Annotated in this window: 9 protein-coding genes; 7 read left to right on the forward strand and 2 right to left on the reverse strand. The window is 75.1% G+C overall.

The genetic code is table 11. The features are described 5' to 3' along the window. The first annotated feature begins 1 nt into the window (after position 1). From ACFV3E_RS12990 to ACFV3E_RS13000, 3 genes are all read left to right on the forward strand, one after another. The gene (locus ACFV3E_RS12990; RefSeq protein WP_500534744.1) at positions 2–3,121 is read left to right on the forward strand and encodes an alpha-mannosidase; all 3,120 of its coding nucleotides are present in this window, start codon (positions 2–4) and stop codon (positions 3,119–3,121) included. Between the two features lie 285 nt (positions 3,122–3,406). Further along, entirely contained in the window at positions 3,407–6,403 is a 2,997-nt protein-coding gene (locus tag ACFV3E_RS12995) for a glycoside hydrolase family 2 TIM barrel-domain containing protein (protein WP_500534745.1), read from the forward strand. Positions 6,404–6,536: 133 nt separating this feature from the next. Then, positions 6,537–7,814 carry a glycoside hydrolase family 18 protein gene (locus ACFV3E_RS13000; RefSeq protein ID WP_500534746.1) on the forward strand — a complete coding sequence of 426 codons (1,278 nt, stop codon included), beginning with the start codon at positions 6,537–6,539 and terminating at the stop codon, positions 7,812–7,814. Positions 7,815–7,880: 66 nt separating this feature from the next. Here ACFV3E_RS13000 and ACFV3E_RS13005 read toward each other — a convergent pair whose 3' ends face one another. Further along, positions 7,881–8,666 (reverse strand): CAP domain-containing protein, encoded by a 786-nt coding sequence (locus ACFV3E_RS13005; RefSeq protein ID WP_500534747.1) that lies wholly within the window; start codon positions 8,664–8,666, stop codon positions 7,881–7,883. A gap of 448 nt (positions 8,667–9,114) precedes the next feature. Here ACFV3E_RS13005 and cobF point away from each other — a divergent pair, with 448 nt between their 5' ends. After that, complete coding sequence (cobF, locus tag ACFV3E_RS13010) at positions 9,115–9,882, forward strand: precorrin-6A synthase (deacetylating) (protein WP_500534748.1); 768 nt, start codon at positions 9,115–9,117, stop codon at positions 9,880–9,882. A gap of 101 nt (positions 9,883–9,983) precedes the next feature. After that, positions 9,984–11,393 (forward strand): MFS transporter, encoded by a 1,410-nt coding sequence (locus ACFV3E_RS13015; RefSeq protein ID WP_500534749.1) that lies wholly within the window; start codon positions 9,984–9,986, stop codon positions 11,391–11,393. 270 nt (positions 11,394–11,663) lie between these two features. On the opposite strand, the gene ACFV3E_RS13020 is transcribed toward ACFV3E_RS13015, so the two are convergent. Then, positions 11,664–12,935, reverse strand: coding sequence for a hypothetical protein (locus ACFV3E_RS13020; RefSeq protein ID WP_500534750.1), 1,272 nt, complete (start codon positions 12,933–12,935; stop codon positions 11,664–11,666). Positions 12,936–13,182: 247 nt separating this feature from the next. Here ACFV3E_RS13020 and ACFV3E_RS13025 point away from each other — a divergent pair, with 247 nt between their 5' ends. Together ACFV3E_RS13025 and ACFV3E_RS13030 are read left to right on the forward strand one after the other, a co-directional pair. Then, on the forward strand, positions 13,183–14,919 hold the full coding sequence (locus ACFV3E_RS13025; RefSeq protein ID WP_500534751.1) for an RNA ligase family protein: 1,737 nt from the start codon (positions 13,183–13,185) through the stop codon (positions 14,917–14,919). A gap of 1 nt (position 14,920) precedes the next feature. Further along, on the forward strand, positions 14,921–17,767 hold the full coding sequence (locus ACFV3E_RS13030; RefSeq protein ID WP_500534752.1) for a poly(A) polymerase: 2,847 nt from the start codon (positions 14,921–14,923) through the stop codon (positions 17,765–17,767). Positions 17,768–18,040 lie beyond the last annotated feature (273 nt).

An 18,040-nucleotide genomic window follows, 5' to 3' on the forward strand; every position in this document is an offset into this window, starting at 1 on the left:
CATGCACGACGACCGCAAGCAGGTCGAGGCGCGCCTCGACCGCGTCCTCGAACAGCGCATCCGCCCCGCGGTGTACGCCGCGTCGGTGCCGCTGACGCTCACCGCGTGGCACGTGGACGGCGAACCGGTGCCGGTGGGCGAGGCGCTGGCCGCCGGGTACGTGCCCTTCGCGGTCGGCGACCGCTGGGGCACCCCCTGGTCGACCAGCTGGATACGCGCCCTGGGCACGGTCCCCGCGGAATGGGCCGGCCGGCGCGTCGAGGCCGTCTTCGACCTCGGCTTCATCGGCGACTGGCCCGGCGGCCAGGCCGAGGCCCTGGTCCACGACGCGTCCGGCACCCCGGTCAAGGGCATCGAGCCGCGCAACCAGTACGTGCCCGTCGCGAACCCCGCGGCCGGCGGCGAGCCGGTGGAACTGCTGCTGGAGGCCGCCGCCAACCCCGACATCCTGGCCAAGGGCTTTCTGCCGACCCCGCTCGGCGACCGGCTCACCGCGCCCGCGGAACCGCTGTACACGATGGCCCGCGCGGACCTCGCCGTGCTCGACGAGGACGTGTGGCACCTCGTCCTCGACATCGAGGTCGCGGGCGAACTGATGCGTGAGCTGTCCACGGCCGAGCCGCGCCGCCACGAACTGCTGCGCGCCTTGGAGCGGATGCTCGACGCCCTCGACATCGCGGACGTCGCCGGCACCGCCGCCGCGGCCCGCGCGGAACTCGCCGGGGCGCTGTCCCGGCCCGCCCACGCCAGCGCCCACACGCTGTCCGCGGTCGGCCACGCCCACATCGACAGCGCGTGGCTGTGGCCGCTGCGTGAGACCAAGCGCAAGACCGCCCGCACCTTCTCCAACGTCACCGCGCTCGCCGCCGACTACCCGGAGCTGGTCTTCGCCTGTTCCCAGGCCCAGCAGTACGCCTGGGTCAAGGAGCGCAACCCCGAGGTGTACCGCCGCATGCAGGAGGCGGCGAAGGCCGGCAACTGGGTGCCGGTCGGCGGCATGTGGGTGGAGGCCGACGGGAACCTGCCGGGCGGCGAGGCGATGGCCCGCCAGCTGATCCACGGCAAGCGCTTCTTCGCCGAGGAGTTCGGCGTCGAGTGCCGGGGGGTGTGGCTGCCCGACTCCTTCGGCTACACCGGCGCCTACCCGCAGCTCGCCCGGCTGGCCGGGATGGAGTGGTTCCTCACGCAGAAGATCTCGTGGAACCAGACGAACAAGATGCCGCACCACACCTTCTGGTGGGAGGGCATCGACGGCACCCGCATCTTCACGCACTTCCCGCCCGTCGACACCTACAACGCGGTGTTCTCCGGCGAGGAGATGGCCCACGCCGTGCGCAACTACGCCGACAAGGGCGGCGGCACGCGTTCCCTGGTCCCCTTCGGCCACGGCGACGGCGGGGGCGGCCCCACCCGCGAGATGCTGGAGAAGGCCCGGCGCCTGCGCGACCTGGAGGGCTCGGCCAAGGTCGTCGTCCAGGACCCGGACACGTTCTTCCGCGAGGCCCGGGAGGAGTACGAGGACGCCCCGGTGTGGTCCGGCGAGCTCTACCTGGAGCTGCACCGCGCCACGTACACCAGCCAGGCCCGCACCAAGTCCGGCAACCGGCGGGGCGAGCACCTGCTGCGCGAGGCCGAGCTGTGGGCCGCCACGGCCGCGCTGCGCGACCCCTCGTACGCCTACCCGTACGAGGACCTCGACCGGCTGTGGAAGACGGTCCTGCTCCACCAGTTCCACGACATCCTGCCGGGCTCCTCCATCGCCTGGGTGCACCGCGAGGCCGAGGCGACCTACGCGCGCCTGAAGGAGGAGCTGGAGGCGATCACCGCCACCGCCGCCGCGGTGGTGGCCGGCGACCCCGGCACGGGGCCGTCGGTGCCGTGGGTGTTCAACACCTCACCGCGGCCCCGGGCGGAGGTCGTCGCGGTGCCGGCGGCGCCGGACGGAGCCGGAGGCCAGCCGCTCGCCGACGGGCGGGTGGCGGTCTTCGCCGAGCTGCCGGCCTCCGGGGCGGGGCCGGTCGTGGCGGGTGAGCCGGGCGGCAAGGTGACCGTCACCGGCCGTGTCCTGGACAACGGGCTGGTCCGTGTCGAACTCGACGACGACGGGCTGCTCACCTCGGTGTTCGACCTGACCGCCGGCCGCGAGGTGCTCGCCCCCGGCGCGCGCGGCAACCTGCTGCGGCTCCACACCGACCTGCCCAACCAGTGGGACGCCTGGGACATCGACCGGCACTACCGCCGCCAGTACACCGACCTGACGGCCGCGGACGCGGTCACCGTCGTCGAGGAGGGCCCGCTCGTCGGCGCCATCCGCGTCGAGCGGTCCTTCGGGGCCTCCCGCCTCGCGCAGACCGTACGGCTGCGCGCGGGCAGCCCGCGGATCGACTTCGAGACGGAGATCGACTGGCACGAGAGCGAGAAGATCCTCAAGGCGGCCTTCCCGCTGGACGTGCACGCCGACCGGAGCGCCGCCGAGATCCAGTTCGGGCACGTCTTCCGGCCCACGCACACCAACACCAGCTGGGACGCGGCCCGTTTCGAGGTCTTCTGCCACCGCTGGGTGCACGTCGCCGAGCCCGGGTACGGCGTGGCCGTGCTCAACGACTCGACCTACGGCCACGATGTCGGCCGCACCTCCCGCGAGGACGGCGGCACCACCACGACGCTGCGGCTCAGCCTGGTCCGGGCGCCCCGCGTGCCCGACCCGCACGCCGACCAGGGCACGCACCGCATGACGTACGCGCTGCTGCCCGGCGCGGCCGTGGAGGACGCCGTGGCGGGCGGCTACGAGCTCAACCTGCCGCTGCGCGTCACCGCCGGGGCCGCGGGCGCCGGGCCGGCCGCGCCCCTGGTGACCCTCGACGGCACGCGGGCCGCGATCGAGGCGGTCAAGCTCGCCGACGACCGTTCCGGCGACGTGGTCGTCCGGCTGTACGAGTCGCTCGGCGGGCGCGCCGCGACCACCCTGCGCGCCTCGTTCCCGGTGGAGCGGGTGCAGGTGACCGACCTGCTGGAACGCCCGCTGGAGGGGGAGAGCGCGCAGCTCGGGCCCGACGGAGGGATCCGGGTGTCCCTGCGGCCGTTCCAGATCCTCACCCTGCGTCTCACGCCGCGCGCGTAGCCGCCCCACCGCCCGGAACGGTCCGGCCACCGGCCACCCGCCCGACCGTTCCGGGCCGTCCGGGGCGCGCGCACCACGCCCGCCCCGGACGACGTACCGCCCGGCCGCCACCCCGTGCCGTCGCAGCGGACCCTCGTCCTCCCCGGCGCCGATCGCGCCGCACCGCGGACCCCGACCCGCGGCCGCCGGGCCACCCCCGGCGACGCCGCCCCGGTCCTCGTCCCCACGCGGCCCGCCGTCACCGCGCCCCCACCGCGAACCGACCGCTCCCGGGAGGGAACCCCCATGCAGGACCGCCGCCCCGCAAGCGCAGAGCCCGCCGTTCCGATCGACCCGTGGGACGCCCCCGAGCTGACCGGATGGCGCCGGCTGCCCATGCACGCCGTCGTCCGCCCCGACGCGCCCCGCGTACCGCTGGACGGGCGCTGGCGCTTCCAGCTGCTGCCCACCCCGCGCACCCCGCTCGCCGGCCGCTGGGCGGAGACGGACGTGCCCGGCTGCTGGACCGTCCAGGACTTCGACGACATCCACGGCGTGCGCGACCTGCCGCACTACACCAACGTGACGATGCCCTTCCCCGACCTGCCGCCCTCACCGCCGGCGGGGCGCAACCCGACCGGGGTGTACGAGCGGGAGGCCGACGTACCCGCCGACTGGGCGGGGCGGCGGGTCGTGCTCCACGTCGGGGCCGCCGAGAGCGTGCTGATCGCGCACGTCAACGGCACCGCCGTCGGGGTGGGCAAGGACTCCCACCTCGCCTCGGAGTTCGACGTCACGCACGCGGTGCGCCCGGGGGAGCGCAACACCGTGCGCCTGACCGTGGTCAAGTGGTCCGACGCGACCTTCCTGGAGGACCAGGACCAGTGGTGGCACGGCGGCATCACCCGCTCCGTCCACCTCTACGCCACCGACCCGCTCCACCTGGCGGACGTGGGGATCACCGCCGTGCCCGGCGGCACCCTCGACGTCGCGGTCCGGGTCCGCAGCGGGGACGGCGCCCTCCCGGCGGGCTGGAGCGTGTCCGGACTGCTGTGCACCCCGGACGGCATCCTGCGGCTCCCCGCCGACGAGGCCTTCGCGCGGGCCAACGTCGCGAGCGAGCGCGTCTCGGACTTCCTCGGCGAGGCCCGCATCCGGGCCACGGTGCCCGGTGTCCGGCCGTGGAGCGCCGAGACGCCGCATCTGTACGACCTGACCGTGCGGCTGCACCGGGCGGACGGCAGCGTGGCCGACGAGTCCCGCCACCGCGTCGGGTTCCGCCGCGTGGAGATCTCCGGGGCCGACCTGCTGGTCAACGGCGTCCGGGTCTACTTCCGCGGGGTCAACCGGCACGACTTCCACCCCCTCACCGGGCGCGTGGTCGACGCCGAGGAGATGCGGGCCGACCTGTGCCTGATGAAGCGGCACGGCTTCAACGCGGTGCGCACCGCGCACTACCCTCCCGACCCGGCCCTGCTGTCCCTCGCCGACGAACTCGGCCTGTACGTCGTGGACGAGGCCGACATCGAGACCCACGACCACGCCCACGAACTGGCCGACGACCCCCGCTACCTGGGAGCGTTCACCGACCGGGTGGCCCGGATGGTGCTGCGCGACCGCAACCACCCCAGTGTCGTCGTCTGGTCACTGGGCAACGAGAGCGACTACGGCGCCCACCACGACGCCGCCGCGGGCTGGCTGCGGCGCACCGACCCGACCCGGCCCGTGCAGTACGAGGGCGCGATCAAGGACGCCTGGGAGGAGGCGCAGTCCGCGAGCGACATCATCTGCCCGATGTACGCCTCCATCGAGGAGATCACGGCCGGCCCGCACTCCAAGCCGCTCATCCTGTGCGAGTACTCGCACGCCATGGGCAACAGCAACGGCTCCCTGGCCGACTACTGGCGGGCCATCGAGTCCACCCCGGGCCTGCAGGGCGGCTTCGTCTGGGAGTTCCGCGACCACGGCATCCTCCAGCGGCTCACCGGGGAGGGGGCCGGCCGCCCGGCCGGGCCCGACGCCCCCGCCGACGCGTACGCCGACGGGGTGACCGCTCCCGGCTACCGCTGGGCGTACGGCGGCGACTTCGGCGACACGCCGCACGACGGCGCCTTCTGCGCCGACGGCCTGGTCCTGCCCGACCGGACGCCCAAGCCCGCGATGGCCGAGCACCGCGAGATCGCCGCCCCGCTGCGGCTGGAGCTCACCCCCGACCGCCGCGAGGCGCGGATCACCAACCGGCAGCACTTCGCGGGCCTGGCGTGGCTGAGCGCGCGGTGGCACATCGGCGACTCCGGCACCGCCCCCGCCCGGCTCCCGGACCTCGCGCCGGGGGAGAGCGCGGTGGTGCCGCTGCCCACCAGCCTGCTGCCGCACGGCGACTCGCACCTGACGCTGCGCGTCACGACGGCGCAGGACCTGCCGTGGGCGCCGCGCGGCACGCTCGTGTGCGCCCCGCAGCTGGTGCTCGCCGAGGACCACCGTGACCTGCTCACCCGGGCGGGTGCCGTGCTCGCCGCGGACGGGGCCGGGGCCGTGGAGCTCGACGACGCCGGACTGCTCCGGCATCCGCTGCTCACCGCCCCGCCCGTGCTGACGCTGTGGCGGGCCCCCACCGACAACGACGAATGGGGCGGCATCGCCGCTCGCTGGCGCGCCTGGGGCCTGCACGCGCTGGAACGCACCCTGGTGTCGGTCGGCAGGGAGGGCGCGAGCGTGGTGGTGCGCTCGGCGTACGCGACGGACGGCGCGGGCACCGTCGGCCACGAGCAGGTCCTCACGCCGCTGCCGAACGGAGGGCTGCTCGTCGACGAGACCGCGGTGCTGCCGGAGGCGCTGACCGACCTGCCGCGGGTCGGCACCGTCTTCGAGACCGTGGCGGGGCTCGACACCCTGGAATGGTTCGGACGGGGCCCCGGCGAGACGTACCCCGACCGGTGCGCGGGTGCGACCGTGGGGCTCCACCGGGCGGACGTTGACGCGCTGTTCACGCCGTACCTGAGGCCGCAGGAGAGCGGCGGGCGGCACGACGTGCGGCGCTTCACCCTCACCGGGGCCGCGGCCGCGCCGGGGATCGCCGTCCATCTGGACGTGCCGCGCCAGGTGAGCGTCACCCGCTACCGTGCCGCGGACCTCACGGCCGCCGCCCACCACGACGAACTCGTGCCGCGTGCCGCGTGCGTGGTCCACCTGGACGCCGCCCACCGCGGGGTCGGCACCGCCTCCTGCGGCCCCGACACCCTGCCGGCGTACCGGGTGGGCCCGGGCACCCACCGCTGGTCCTGGACGCTCCAGCCACTCTGACGGGCGGTCAGCACGGCGCGCGGAGCGGGGACTTCCGAATTGGTGCAGACCATTGACCCCATTGGTCTAGTCCTTCTAGGGTGTCCCCGGATCCACGCGCGCTCACGACCGCTTCCTCACCAGAGGTGACTCCATGCCCAGACAGCAGGGATCACGGTTCCGCAGAACCCTGGTCGGCCTCGTCGCCGCCGGCACGGCGCTGCTCACCGCGAGCCTGGTCACCGGCCCCGCCGCGGCCCAGCCGGCACCCGCGGCGGCGTCCCACGGCCACCACGCCCCGCACACCACGGGAGCCACGTCGAAAGTCGTCGGCTACTTCATCGACTGGGGCGTCTACGCCCGCGACTACCACGTCAAGAACATCGTCACCTCGGGCGCGGCCTCGCGGCTCACCCACATCAACTACGCCTTCGGCAACGTGAGCGACGGCAAGTGCGCCGTCGGCGACGAGTGGGCCGACTACCAGAAGCCCTACGACGCGGCCGGCAGCGTCGACGGCGTCGCCGACAGCACCGCGGACGGCGCGCTGCACGGCAACTTCAACCAGCTGCGCAAGCTCAAGAAGCAGTACCCGGACATCAAGATCCTGTGGAGCTTCGGCGGCTGGACCTGGTCGCCCGGCTTCACCCAGGCCGCGGCCGACCCGAAGGCCTTCGCCGACTCCTGCTACGACCTCGTCGAGGACCCGCGCTGGGCCGACGTCTTCGACGGCATCGACATCGACTGGGAGTACCCCAACGCCTGCGGCATGTCCTGCGACACCAGCGGCCCGACCGCGTACAAGGACCTGATGGCCGCGGTACGCCACCGCTTCGGCAAGAAGAACCTGGTCACCGCCGCCATCACCGCCGACGCCTCGGACGGCGGCAAGATCGACGCCGCCGACTACGCGGGCGCCGCGAAGTACGTCGACTGGTACAACCCGATGACCTACGACTACTTCGGCACCTGGTCGGCCACCGGCCCGACCGCCCCCCACTCGCCGCTCACCTCCTACCGCGGCATCCCGGAGAAGACCTCCAACGCGGCGGCGACCATCCACAAGCTGCGCGGCCTCGGCATCCCGGCCCGCAAGCTCCTGCTGGGTCTCGGCTTCTACGGCCGCGGCTGGACCGGTGTGACGCAGACGGCGCCCGGCGGCGACGCCACCGGCCCCGCCCCCGGCACCTGGGAGGCGGGCAGCGAGGACTACAAGGTGCTCAAGACCCGCTGCCCGGCCACGCGCGTGGTCGCCGGCACCGCGTACGCCCGCTGCGGCGACGAGTGGTGGAGCTACGACACACCGCTCACCCTCCGGGGCAAGGCGGCCTGGGCGAAGTCACAGGGCCTCGGCGGCGCCTTCTTCTGGGAGCTGAGCGGGGACACCACCAAGGGTGAGCTGATCAACGCGCTCGGCCGCGGTCTGCGCTGATCCCACCGCACGTACGCCGGGAGGCCCGGCCGCCACGGGGGCGGCCGGTCCTCCCGGCGTTCTGCTTCAGCGCGCGGCGCCGAAGTCCTGCGTCCAGTAGTTGCCGGGCTGCGCCAGCGCGATCCCTATTTCCTTGAAGGAGCAGTCCAGTATGTTCCGCTTGTGGTCGGGACTGGCCATCCAGGCGCTCATCACGCTGGAGGCGGAGGAGTAGCCGTAGGCCACGTTCTCGCCGTAGCTGCTCCAGTTGTAGCCCACCGAGGAGATGCGCTCGGCGGGTGACGTACCGTCGGAGCCGGTGTGCGACATGTTCTGGTGCGAGGCCATGTCCTTGCTGTGGTCCTGCGCGGCCTCGTTCAGCTTGGCGTTGACCTTCAGGGCCGTGCAGCCGGCCTTCGCCCGCTCCTGGTTCACCAGGTCGAGCACGGTGGCCGAGGCTCCCGTCAGCGTGGCGCCGGAGCCCGCGGCCGGGGAGGCCGGTGCGGACGAGGGTGCCGACGAGGGCGCGGACGAGGGTGCCGACGAGGGCGCGGACGAGGGCGCGGAGGCGGGGGCCGAGGGTGCGGCGGAGGGTGCCCAGGACGGCTTCCCGCCCCACTGGCCGCCCTGCGTCCACGTCCCGTCGGCGGAGCCATCGGCGGACCCGTTCCAGGACCCGCCCCACGAGGCGTGGTTCCAGCGGCCCTGGCCCTGGGCCTGGCCCTGGCCGCCCTGGCCCTGGGACCCGTCGTCCTGCGGGCCCTGCTGGCCGCCGACGCAAGCCATGGCCACCGAGGGCACACCCACGGCGGCGACGGCGAGGGCGGCGACGGTGATCTTCCGGAAGGGCTTCATCCGGCGGTGCTTCGTCATTGCGTGACCTCACTCCAGGGTTCGGCGTGTGTGTTCACAACCCACCTGAACTGCCGTGATGGCTGGCGGGCCCGGCCATTGTGTGGACCGTCCCGAACGTCGGGCAATGAAAGATCGGTACTACGCGGACTCGTAGCCGCGGTGCCTCTTGCGCCCGGCGGGTGAGCGTGCCGCGCCGCCGGATCCACGGTCCGGAAGAGACCTGATGGGCCCTCAGAAAGCTTTCCCCGCCCCGGGAGAGGCCCATGACGCCGTACGGATCGGATACCGTCGCCCCCCTGTGCGAATTATGTCCCATTCCGTTACGGATAGATGTTATATGCCGCGTGAACGCCCGCTACTAAGTCGCACCGTAACCACCCGATCCAGCGTGAGGGACATCACGGGACGCCCCGGGAACAGTTGCCGCGACGACCGTCACGGGCACACCGCAGGGCACAATCACCGCATGCGACACATCCTCGTCATCGGCATCGGCGCGGGCGATCCCGAACACCTCACCCTTCAGGCGGTCAAGGCGATCGGCCGTACGGACGTCTTCCTCGTCCTCGGGAAACCCGAGGAACGCCAGGACCTGATCCGCCTGCGCCGGCGGATGCTGGACGAGCACGCGCGCCCCGGACACCGCCTCGTCGAGGTCCCCGACGCCGAGCGCGACCGCACCGCCCCCGGCTACGCCGAGGCCGTCGAGGACTGGCGCCGCCGCCGCGCCGACCTGGTGGCCGGACTCCTCGACGCCCACCTCGGCCCCGGCGAGACGGGCGCCTTCCTGGTCTGGGGCGACCCCTCCCTCTACGACAGCGTGATCGCCGTCGTGGAGGAGGTCCTGGCCCGCCGGCCCGGTTCCTTCATCCACGAGGTCGTCCCCGGCGTCAGCAGCGTCGCCGCCCTCGCGGCCCGCCACCGCCTCACCCTCACCCGGGTCGGGCGCCCCCTGCAGATCACCACCGGCCGCCGCCTCGCCGAGGGGTTCCCCGAGGACGCCGACGACGTGGTGGTCATGCTCGACGGCGGCGCGGCCTTCGCCGGCCTCGACCCCGAGGGCCTGGACATCCATTACGGCGCCTACCTCGGCACCGAGGACGAGATCCTCGTCTCCGGCCCGCTCGCCGAGACCTCCGAGCGCATCCTCCGGGCGCGCACCGAGGCCCGCGAACGCAAGGGCTGGATCATGGACACCTACCTGCTGCGCCGCCGCACCGGCGAGCCGGGCTGAGGCACGCGCAGCACACGCCGGCCGGTCCCGCGATACGGACTTTCCAGCCCTTACTGTGACATCCGGTACTGAGCCCCTGCGTACGGGATGAGGTCGAGGACGTGCCGTTCGCGGAGGCGGCCGCCGGTGACGGGCCCGGGCCCGCCGCCGCGCCGGGCCCGGACGCCCGGCCGTGGTCACGGGCACCGCTGCTGGCGGTGTGCGCCGGCTACTTCATGGTGATCCTGGACGTGACCGTCATCAACGTCGCGGTGCCCGTGGTGGGCCGGGAGCTGTCGGCCTCGCTCACCGGGATCCAGTGGATCACCGACGGCTACACGATGGTGTTCGCCGGGCTGCTGCTCACCGGCGGGGCGCTCGGCGACCGGCTGGGCAACCGCCGCGTCTTCTGCACCGGCGTGGCCGTGTTCACCGTGTCGTCGGCCGCCTGCGCGCTCGCACCGGACGCCCCGGCGCTGGTCGCCGCGCGGCTGGCCGAGGGACTCGGCGCGGCGCTGATCGTGCCCGGCTCCCTGGCGCTGCTCCAGCAGGCCTACCCCGCCCCCGCCGCGCGATCGCGCGCCGTCGGGCTGTGGGGCTCGATGGCCGGCATCGCGGCCTCCGCGGGGCCGCTGCTGGGCGGGCTGCTCGTGTCCACGGTGGGCTGGCGGTGGGTCTTCCTGGTCAACCTCCCCGTCGGCGTCGCCTGCCTGGCGCTGACGCTGCGGCACGTCGCGCCCTCGCGCCGGCGCGCCGACCGGGCCCTGGACTGGCCCGCGCAGTGCGCCGTCGTGGCCGCGGTCGCCCTGCTGACCGCCGTCCTCAACGAAGCCGGGCGGCGCGGGTGGTCCGATCCGGCGGTCCTCGCCGGCGCCGGCCTGGCCCTGCTCGCCGCGGCGGCGTTCGCGGTGCGCGAGCGGCTGGCCCGCTCGCCCGCGATCCCGCCGCGCATGCTGCGCTCCCGGGCGGTCGGCGGCGGCTCGCTGACCGGGCTGCTCTTCAACTTCGCCTTCTACGGGATGGTGTTCACCGCCAGCCTCTCCTTCCAGCACCAGCGCGGCTACAGCGCGCTGGGCACCGGCCTCGCCCTCTTCCCGGCCGTGGCGACGACCATGTTCGCCTCCGTCCTGTCCGGGCGGCTGGCCCGCCGGACCGGGGACCGTCCGCTGGTCGTCAGCGGCATGCTGCTGGGCGCCCTCGGGCTCGCCGGCTGGGCCGCGGCGGGGCCCGACCCGGCCTACCCGCTGCTGGTCGCCCCCATGATGGCCGCGGGCTTCGGCACCTCCTTCGCCCTCACCGGCACGACCACCACCGTGATGGCGGCCGCGCCCCCCGGCTACTCCGGGACCGCCTCCGCGCTGTTCAACACCGCCCGCCAGATCGGCAGCGCGGCCGGTGTGGCCCTCGGCGGCACCCTCCTGGCCACCGCCGCCGACTACGGCACGGGCCTGCGCCTGTCCATGGCCGTCGGCGCCCTCGCCTACCTCACCGCCGCCGCCCTGGCCCTGCGGTGCGTACCGCGCAAGCCCTAGCCTTTCCTCGCGCACCCGTCCGCCGACGGCGGCGCCGTGGAGGTCTTCCTCTGCCACAACGATCCCGGCACGTGCGAGGACTGGGACCCCGCGGCCGGAGGCAACCGCGCGTACGCGTCCACCGGGGCGCCGACCCCGGACGGCTGCGGGGAGAGGAGACCCCGCACTGCCCCTCCTGCGCCGCGCCGATGACGTTCACGGCGCGTCTTGAGGAGGGAGCCGACCACGCGTCCTCGGCGAACTTCGGTGGCGGGGGCCGCGGTTACGCGGTTACGTCTTCGCCTGCCGGCCCTGCGGCGAGGCCGTCTTCCTCTGGCAGTGCTGAACGCGGCCCTCCGCCGTGTCCTGCCCCGGCCGGAACGCCGTCACGAGATCGTGTGCGTCAACGACCGCTCCCCGACCGTCTTCGGGCTCCGGCGCGGAACGCCCCCCGCGTTCGCGTGCTCGACCCTGTCCGGAAGGCAGGCCACCGGCCGGCGTCACCACGGGCACCGGTGAGGCCGAGGGCGGTGCCGTGCCCGCGTACCCTGCGACGAGGCCCGGCGGCGCGGGCTGAGGCGGCGTCGGCCGGAGCCCGGTCGCGGACGGCACGGGCCCCAGGCGCGACCAGCTCCGTTCGTCGCCCCACACCGAGAGCGGATCCACGTAGGGGCGCAGCAGACCGGTCAGCACGGGGTCACCGCGGCCCGCGAGTTCGTCCGAGGCCAGCTTCCGCGCCACTCCGGCGAGGAAGTCGGCGAGCTGGATCCGCGCGTCATGACGCGACTCGGCCAGCCGGAGCCCCGCCAGACGACGGCCTGGGGGCAGTGACGCACCGAGCCGTGTGATCCGTTCCTCGGTGAGCGTGTTCTGCCGGTCGTGCACGATGTGCACCGGCGCCCCGCCCTCACCCCACCGCGCGACCGTACGCTCCAGTGCGGGGAAGAGCGGATCCAACGGCTCCACCGCCCCCGGCTCCGCCGCGAGCCGAGCCCGGAACGCCTGCGCCCGGGGCCTCGCCCGCCGCAGCACTGCGAGGACCCCGGACGAACCGCCGTCCCCGCCTGGCGCCGGACGCAACGCCTCCAGCGCTTGGTAGAAGGCGTCGACGGGCGCTTCCCCGTCCTCGTGGTTCCTCCTGCGCACCAGGTCGTTGCCGGCCCGGAGGAACGCCTGCCATCCCGAGGGCTCCACGGCGCCGCGCCCCTCGCGGTAGAGCACCGCCGCCGTGGCCGCCGCGGCAGGCCCGCCGGCCAGCACGTCGAGGACCGCCACGAGCACGAAGTACGACTTGTCGATGAGGTGTACGGACGCGTGACCGTGCAGCGGGCCCGCGGGTCCCAGCAGCCACTCCAGCACCGCGCGGTGCTTCTCCCGCAGCAGGTGGTTGGCCTTGTACTCCTCGGCGGGCGACCGGATCCGCTCCCGTATCTCCCGCAGCGCCCCGGCGGCGGCCTCTTCCGCGACGCACACACCCGCGTGGGCGAAGACATCCGTGTTCCCGCTGATCAGGTTCTCGCCGTCCGAGCCCGACTCGTCGCAGGCGACCTCCAGGAACGTCACGCGCCCATCATCGCGCCCACCCTCCGTCGCCACCACGCATTTTGCGGGCCCTCCCGACATCCGTAGCGCGGACGGCGAGACCGTCCGCGGGCTGGCCCGGGGGACTCGGAAGCGCCGCACCCGCGTCGACCGTCGTTTCCCAGACTCTGCCCGCTCCCTGGTGGCGTGCCCGATTAAGCGATGGCTTCGCGGGTTCCCGCGCTCCTACAGTGAGCGCGCACCAGAACGCCACGGGGGATCCGGCACCATGCGCACGCACTATCCACGCACACCGCATCTGCCCTGGTCGCCCGGGGCCACGCCGGACGACATACGCGCCGGGGACCCCGGCGCGCTGCGGGGCCGCGAGGTCGTCGTCACCGAGAAACTCGACGGCGAGAACACCACCCTCTACCGGGACGGGATGCACGCCCGGTCGCTCGACTCGGCCCACCACCCCTCCCGGGCGTGGGTCAAGGCGCTCCAGGGGCGGATCGGCCCCTCCCTCCCGCCCGGCCTGCGGGTGTGCGGGGAGAACCTGCACGCCCGCCACTCCCTCGCTTACCCGGACCTGGACAGCTGGTTCTACGGCTTCTCCGTCTGGGACGGCGACCGGTGCCTGGACTGGGACCGCACGGTCAGCTTCCTGCGGCGCCTCGGGATCCCGGCGCCCCCCGTGCTGTGGCGCGGCACGTACGACGAACGCGCGCTGCGCGCCCTGCGCCTGGACACCTCACGTCAGGAGGGCTACGTCGTCCGCACCGTCGACGGCTTCCGGTACGAGGAGTTCGGCCGCCGCGTCGCCAAGTGGGTACGCGCAGGCCATGTGACCACCGGCACCCACTGGATGCACGCCCCCGTCGTCGAGAACGGGCTGGGCCCCGCCGCCCCGCTGTGGGCGGTGCGTTCCGGCGCGTCCCCGGACGCCGGCGCGCTCGCCGCCGCCGTGGGCGTCACCGTCACCGGCCCCGGCGCCGCCGACCGTGCCGCCGACGTCTCCGCCCGGCTGGACGTCCTCGGCCGCACCGGGGACGCCCGACTGGCCGGGGTCCTCGCCGCCCTGCTGCACGACGCCCCCCGCGCCCGCCTGGCGGCCCGCCTCGCCGGGCCGCTCACCATGCCCCAGGCCCGGCGCGTCGCCGACCTGGCCGGACTGCACGCGGCCCTGCACCGTCCGTACCCCGACGAGGCCCGCGCGGACGGCCTGGCCCGCATGGCGCTCGCCGCCGACCTGGGCGTCCTGCACGCCGTGGCGGCCGCTGCGGCCCCCGACGACGCCGCCCGCGAGCAGACCGAATGGTCGGCGCTGCACGCCGAGGAGGCCGGCCTGCTCGGCCCCGACCCGCTCGGCCCCCTGCGCCACGGACTGCGCGGCGCCCTCGCCGGGCTCGACCCCGACGCCGCCGACCGCTGCTGGGCGGAGGCCCGCGCGGCGTACGCTGCCGGGCGGATCGGCGGCGCGGAGGAGGCCGTGGCCGCCACCTGGCGGTGGCGTTCCGCGGAGTTCCCCCGTCTGATCCACCTGACCGGACCCGCGGGCAGCGGCAAGAGCACCTTCGCCGGCACGCTGCCCGGCACCGCCGTCCGCATCGCCTTGGACGACCTGCGCCTCGCCCGCGGCTCCCGCGCCGACCAGCGCGCCAACGCCGACGTCCTGCGCGAGGGGCTGCGCCGGCTCGACACCGCCCTGGCCGGGCGTGCGACGGTGGTGTGGGACGCCACGTCCCTCAATCCGCACCAGCGCTCCCTGGTGCACGCGGTGGCCCGCCGCCGCGACGCCCTGATCACGCACGCGGTGACCCTGGTCGACGAGGAGGAGCTGGCCCGGCGCAACGCCGGCCGCGCCCACCCGGTGCCCCCCGCCGTGCTGACCGCGCAGGCCCGCCGGTTCGCCCCGCCGTACCCCGGCGAGGCCCATCGCACCTGGTACGTCGGCGCGGGCGGCACCGTCGAGGACACCGACGGCTCGCTCGGCGGCGGCGCCGCGGCCGGACAGGAGGCGTGACATGCGCACCAGCGAGGAGATCTACCACCGCGTCCGCTGGGACGCCCGCTTCGACCCGGCGCGCTTCGTGATCGGCGTCCACCAGCGCGGCGCCGCGCCCAAGCGGATCCCGCTGCCCGCCTTCGTGCCCGGTGGCGAGATCCCCTGGCACCGCGTGCTGTTCGTGGAGGCGGACGGAGAGCTCGTCTGGGACCGGGCCACCGGCACCGACCGCATGGACGCCACCGACGCCGGACGCGTCCGCGACCCGCGCCTGCTGCGCCCGCCGTTCTTCACCGCCCGCGTCCCGCACTCCTGGGACGACGACGGGCACCGCTGGCGGCCCGCCGGGCGGGCGACGTCCGGCCGGGCGGGAACGGCGGGCGGCGGCCCGCTGCGCGTCCTGACCTGGAACACCCTGTGGGACCGGTACGACAGCCACCGCATCGACACCGACCGCCGCCGCCCCCTGCTGCTGAGCGCCCTGGAGGAGGCGGACGCCGACGTCATCGCCCTGCAGGAGGTCGAGCCCGCGCTGCTCGACATGCTGCTGCGGGCTCCCTGGGTGCGCTCCCGCTACACCCTCGGCACCGACCCGGACGGACGTGACACCGACGACAGCGGGGTGCTGCTGCTCAGCCGGCTGCCCGTCCGGGAGGCCGCCCGGCACACCCTCGGCCCCCACAAGGCCGTCGCCGCGATCACCGTCGAGACGGCCACCGGTCCGCTCGTGGTCGCCGCCACCCACCTCAGCAGCGACCACTCCGAGGACGGCCCGGCCCGCAGACAGGCCGAACTCGCCCGGCTCGCCGAGGGACTCGCCGGCGTCGAGGGCGACCTGCTGCTGCTCGGCGACTTCAACGACGGAGGCGACGGGCCGGCCCTCGCCCTCGGCCTGCGCGACGCCTGGACCGAGGCGCACGGGCCGGACGACCGCACCCCCACCTTCGACCCGGCCGTCAACCCGCTGGCGGCGGTCTCCTCGCTCAGCGGCCGTGCCTCCCGGCTCGACCGCGTCCTGCTGCGCGAAGGCGGACCCCGTGTCACCGGAGCCGCCCTGCGCGGCGACGCCCCGACGGCGGAGGGCCTGTTCGTCTCCGACCACTACGGCGTGGAGGTCACCCTCTCCCTCGCGGCGGGCGCGGAGGACGAGGCCGAAGACGTCCTCGACCTGCCGCCCACCGCACGCACCGCCGTGGCCTGGCTGCCACCGGAGGAGTCGTGGCCCGCGGTCCAGGCCGTCCGCCGCGACCACGATCCGCAGATCCACCGCTGGCCGCCGCACGTCAACCTGCTCTTCGGCTTCGTGCCGGAGGCCGCGTTCGAGCGCGCGGCGCCGCAGCTGTCCGAGGCCGCGGCCGGCGTCCGTCCCTTCACCGCCCGCCTCGACGGGGTGCACACCTTCGGGCACCGCGAGGACGCCACCGTCTGGCTCGACCCGGCGGCCGACGGCGGCGCCTCCTGGGCGGTCCTCCAGCACGCCCTCGCCCGCCGGTTCCCCCGCTGCCGGGGGCGCGCCGGGGGCTTCACCCCGCATCTGTCGCTCGGCCGCACCCGGGACCCGCTGCGGGTGGCCGCCGACTGCGCGGCCCGGCTGCGCGGGACGACGGCACAGGTCGGCGAACTCGTCCTGCTCTCCCGGCGCGGGGACGAACCGATGCGGGTCCGGGCCACGGTCGGACTCGGCACGGGGGAGCTGCGCTGGGTGCCCGACACCGCCGGCACCGGCACACCCGACGATGTCCCGGACGCCGAGGACGTCCCGTACGCCGAGGAGACCGCGCGGCGCGTCGCCGACGCCCTGAGCGACGGCGTGGTCCACCTCGCCGGCTCACGCCGCATGGGGTGCGCGCTGCCCGGCGCCGACCTCGACCTCGTCGCGGCGCTGCCGGGCACGGTGGACATGGCGGAGGTCCGGGCCAGGGTGGCCGCCGGGCTGCCGGAGGCCACCCGCGTACGGCAGGTGACCGGCGCCCGGGTGCCGGGACTGCGCTTCCGCGTCGGCCCGCTCGACGTCGACCTCGTCGTCGTCGCCACCGGCGGCCTCGACCCCGCCGAGGCCGTGGCCCGCCGTGCCGGACTGGGCGAGGCCGCCGCCGTCGCGCTGAGCGCCGTCAGCGACGCCGACGCGGTCCTCGAACTCGCCGGTGACCATGACCGCTTCGCGGGTCTCGCCCGCGAGGTCAAGGCCTGGGCCCGGGCACGCGGCCTGGACTCCGCCCCCTTCGGCGGCCTGCCCGGTCTGGCCTGGGCGCTGCTCGCCGCGCGCACCGTCCACGACGCCCCCGGCCTGACCGGCGCCGGGCTGCTCCGGCACTTCTTCGCCACGTGGGCCGCCTGGGACTGGCGTCAACCGGTGGGCACCGCCGGGCAGTCGGGCCCGGCGATCTCCATCGCCACCCCCACCGAGCCCGTCCGCCTGTGCACCGCGCACGTCGGCCCGGACGGCCGCGACCTGCTCGCCCGGGAGCTCTACCGCGCCTGGGAGCTGCTGGAGTCCGCAGACGTCGCAGGCATTGGCCCCCGGCCCGCCCTCGCCGCCCCGCCCCCGCTCCACCGGCGCCACGCGGCCTGGGCGGTACTGGCCGTGCACGGGGCGACGGAGGAGGAGTTCGAGGACACCCTCGGCCGGGTCAGGGGCCGCGTCCGCGCGCTGCTCACCGCGCTGGAGGACGCCGGCACCGGCGGCGTCCACGCCTGGCCACGCCCCTTCCGCACCACCCCCCGTTCCGCCCACTACGCCATCGGCCTCGGCCCCACCCCGCCCGACGCGGCCGCCCTCGCCGCGATCACCCGCGCGTGGAGCCGGGGCCTCCCCGGTGCCGAGGTCACATGGGCGGAGGGTGGCGCCGTACCGACGCTGCGGTGAGGGCCCCACGCCCCTTCCACGGTCCGCGTTCGGGCCCCGGAGGGCGCGAGACTACGGGTCAGCCGCACCACGGGCGGCGTCCGCGCCCGGCTCCCGGGGTCGAGGTGACCCGGGCGGAGGGCGGCGCCGTGCCGACGCTGCGGTGAGGGCCCCACGCCCCTTCCACGGTCCGCGTCGGGGCCCCGGAGGGCGCGAGACTACGGGTCAGCCGCACCACGGGCGGCGTCCGCGCCCGGCTCCCGGGGTCGAGGTGACCCGGGCGGAGGGTGGCGC

The sequence above is a fragment of the Streptomyces sp. NPDC059718 genome (assembly GCF_042733315.1).
GTDB lineage: Bacteria > Actinomycetota > Actinomycetes > Streptomycetales > Streptomycetaceae > Actinacidiphila.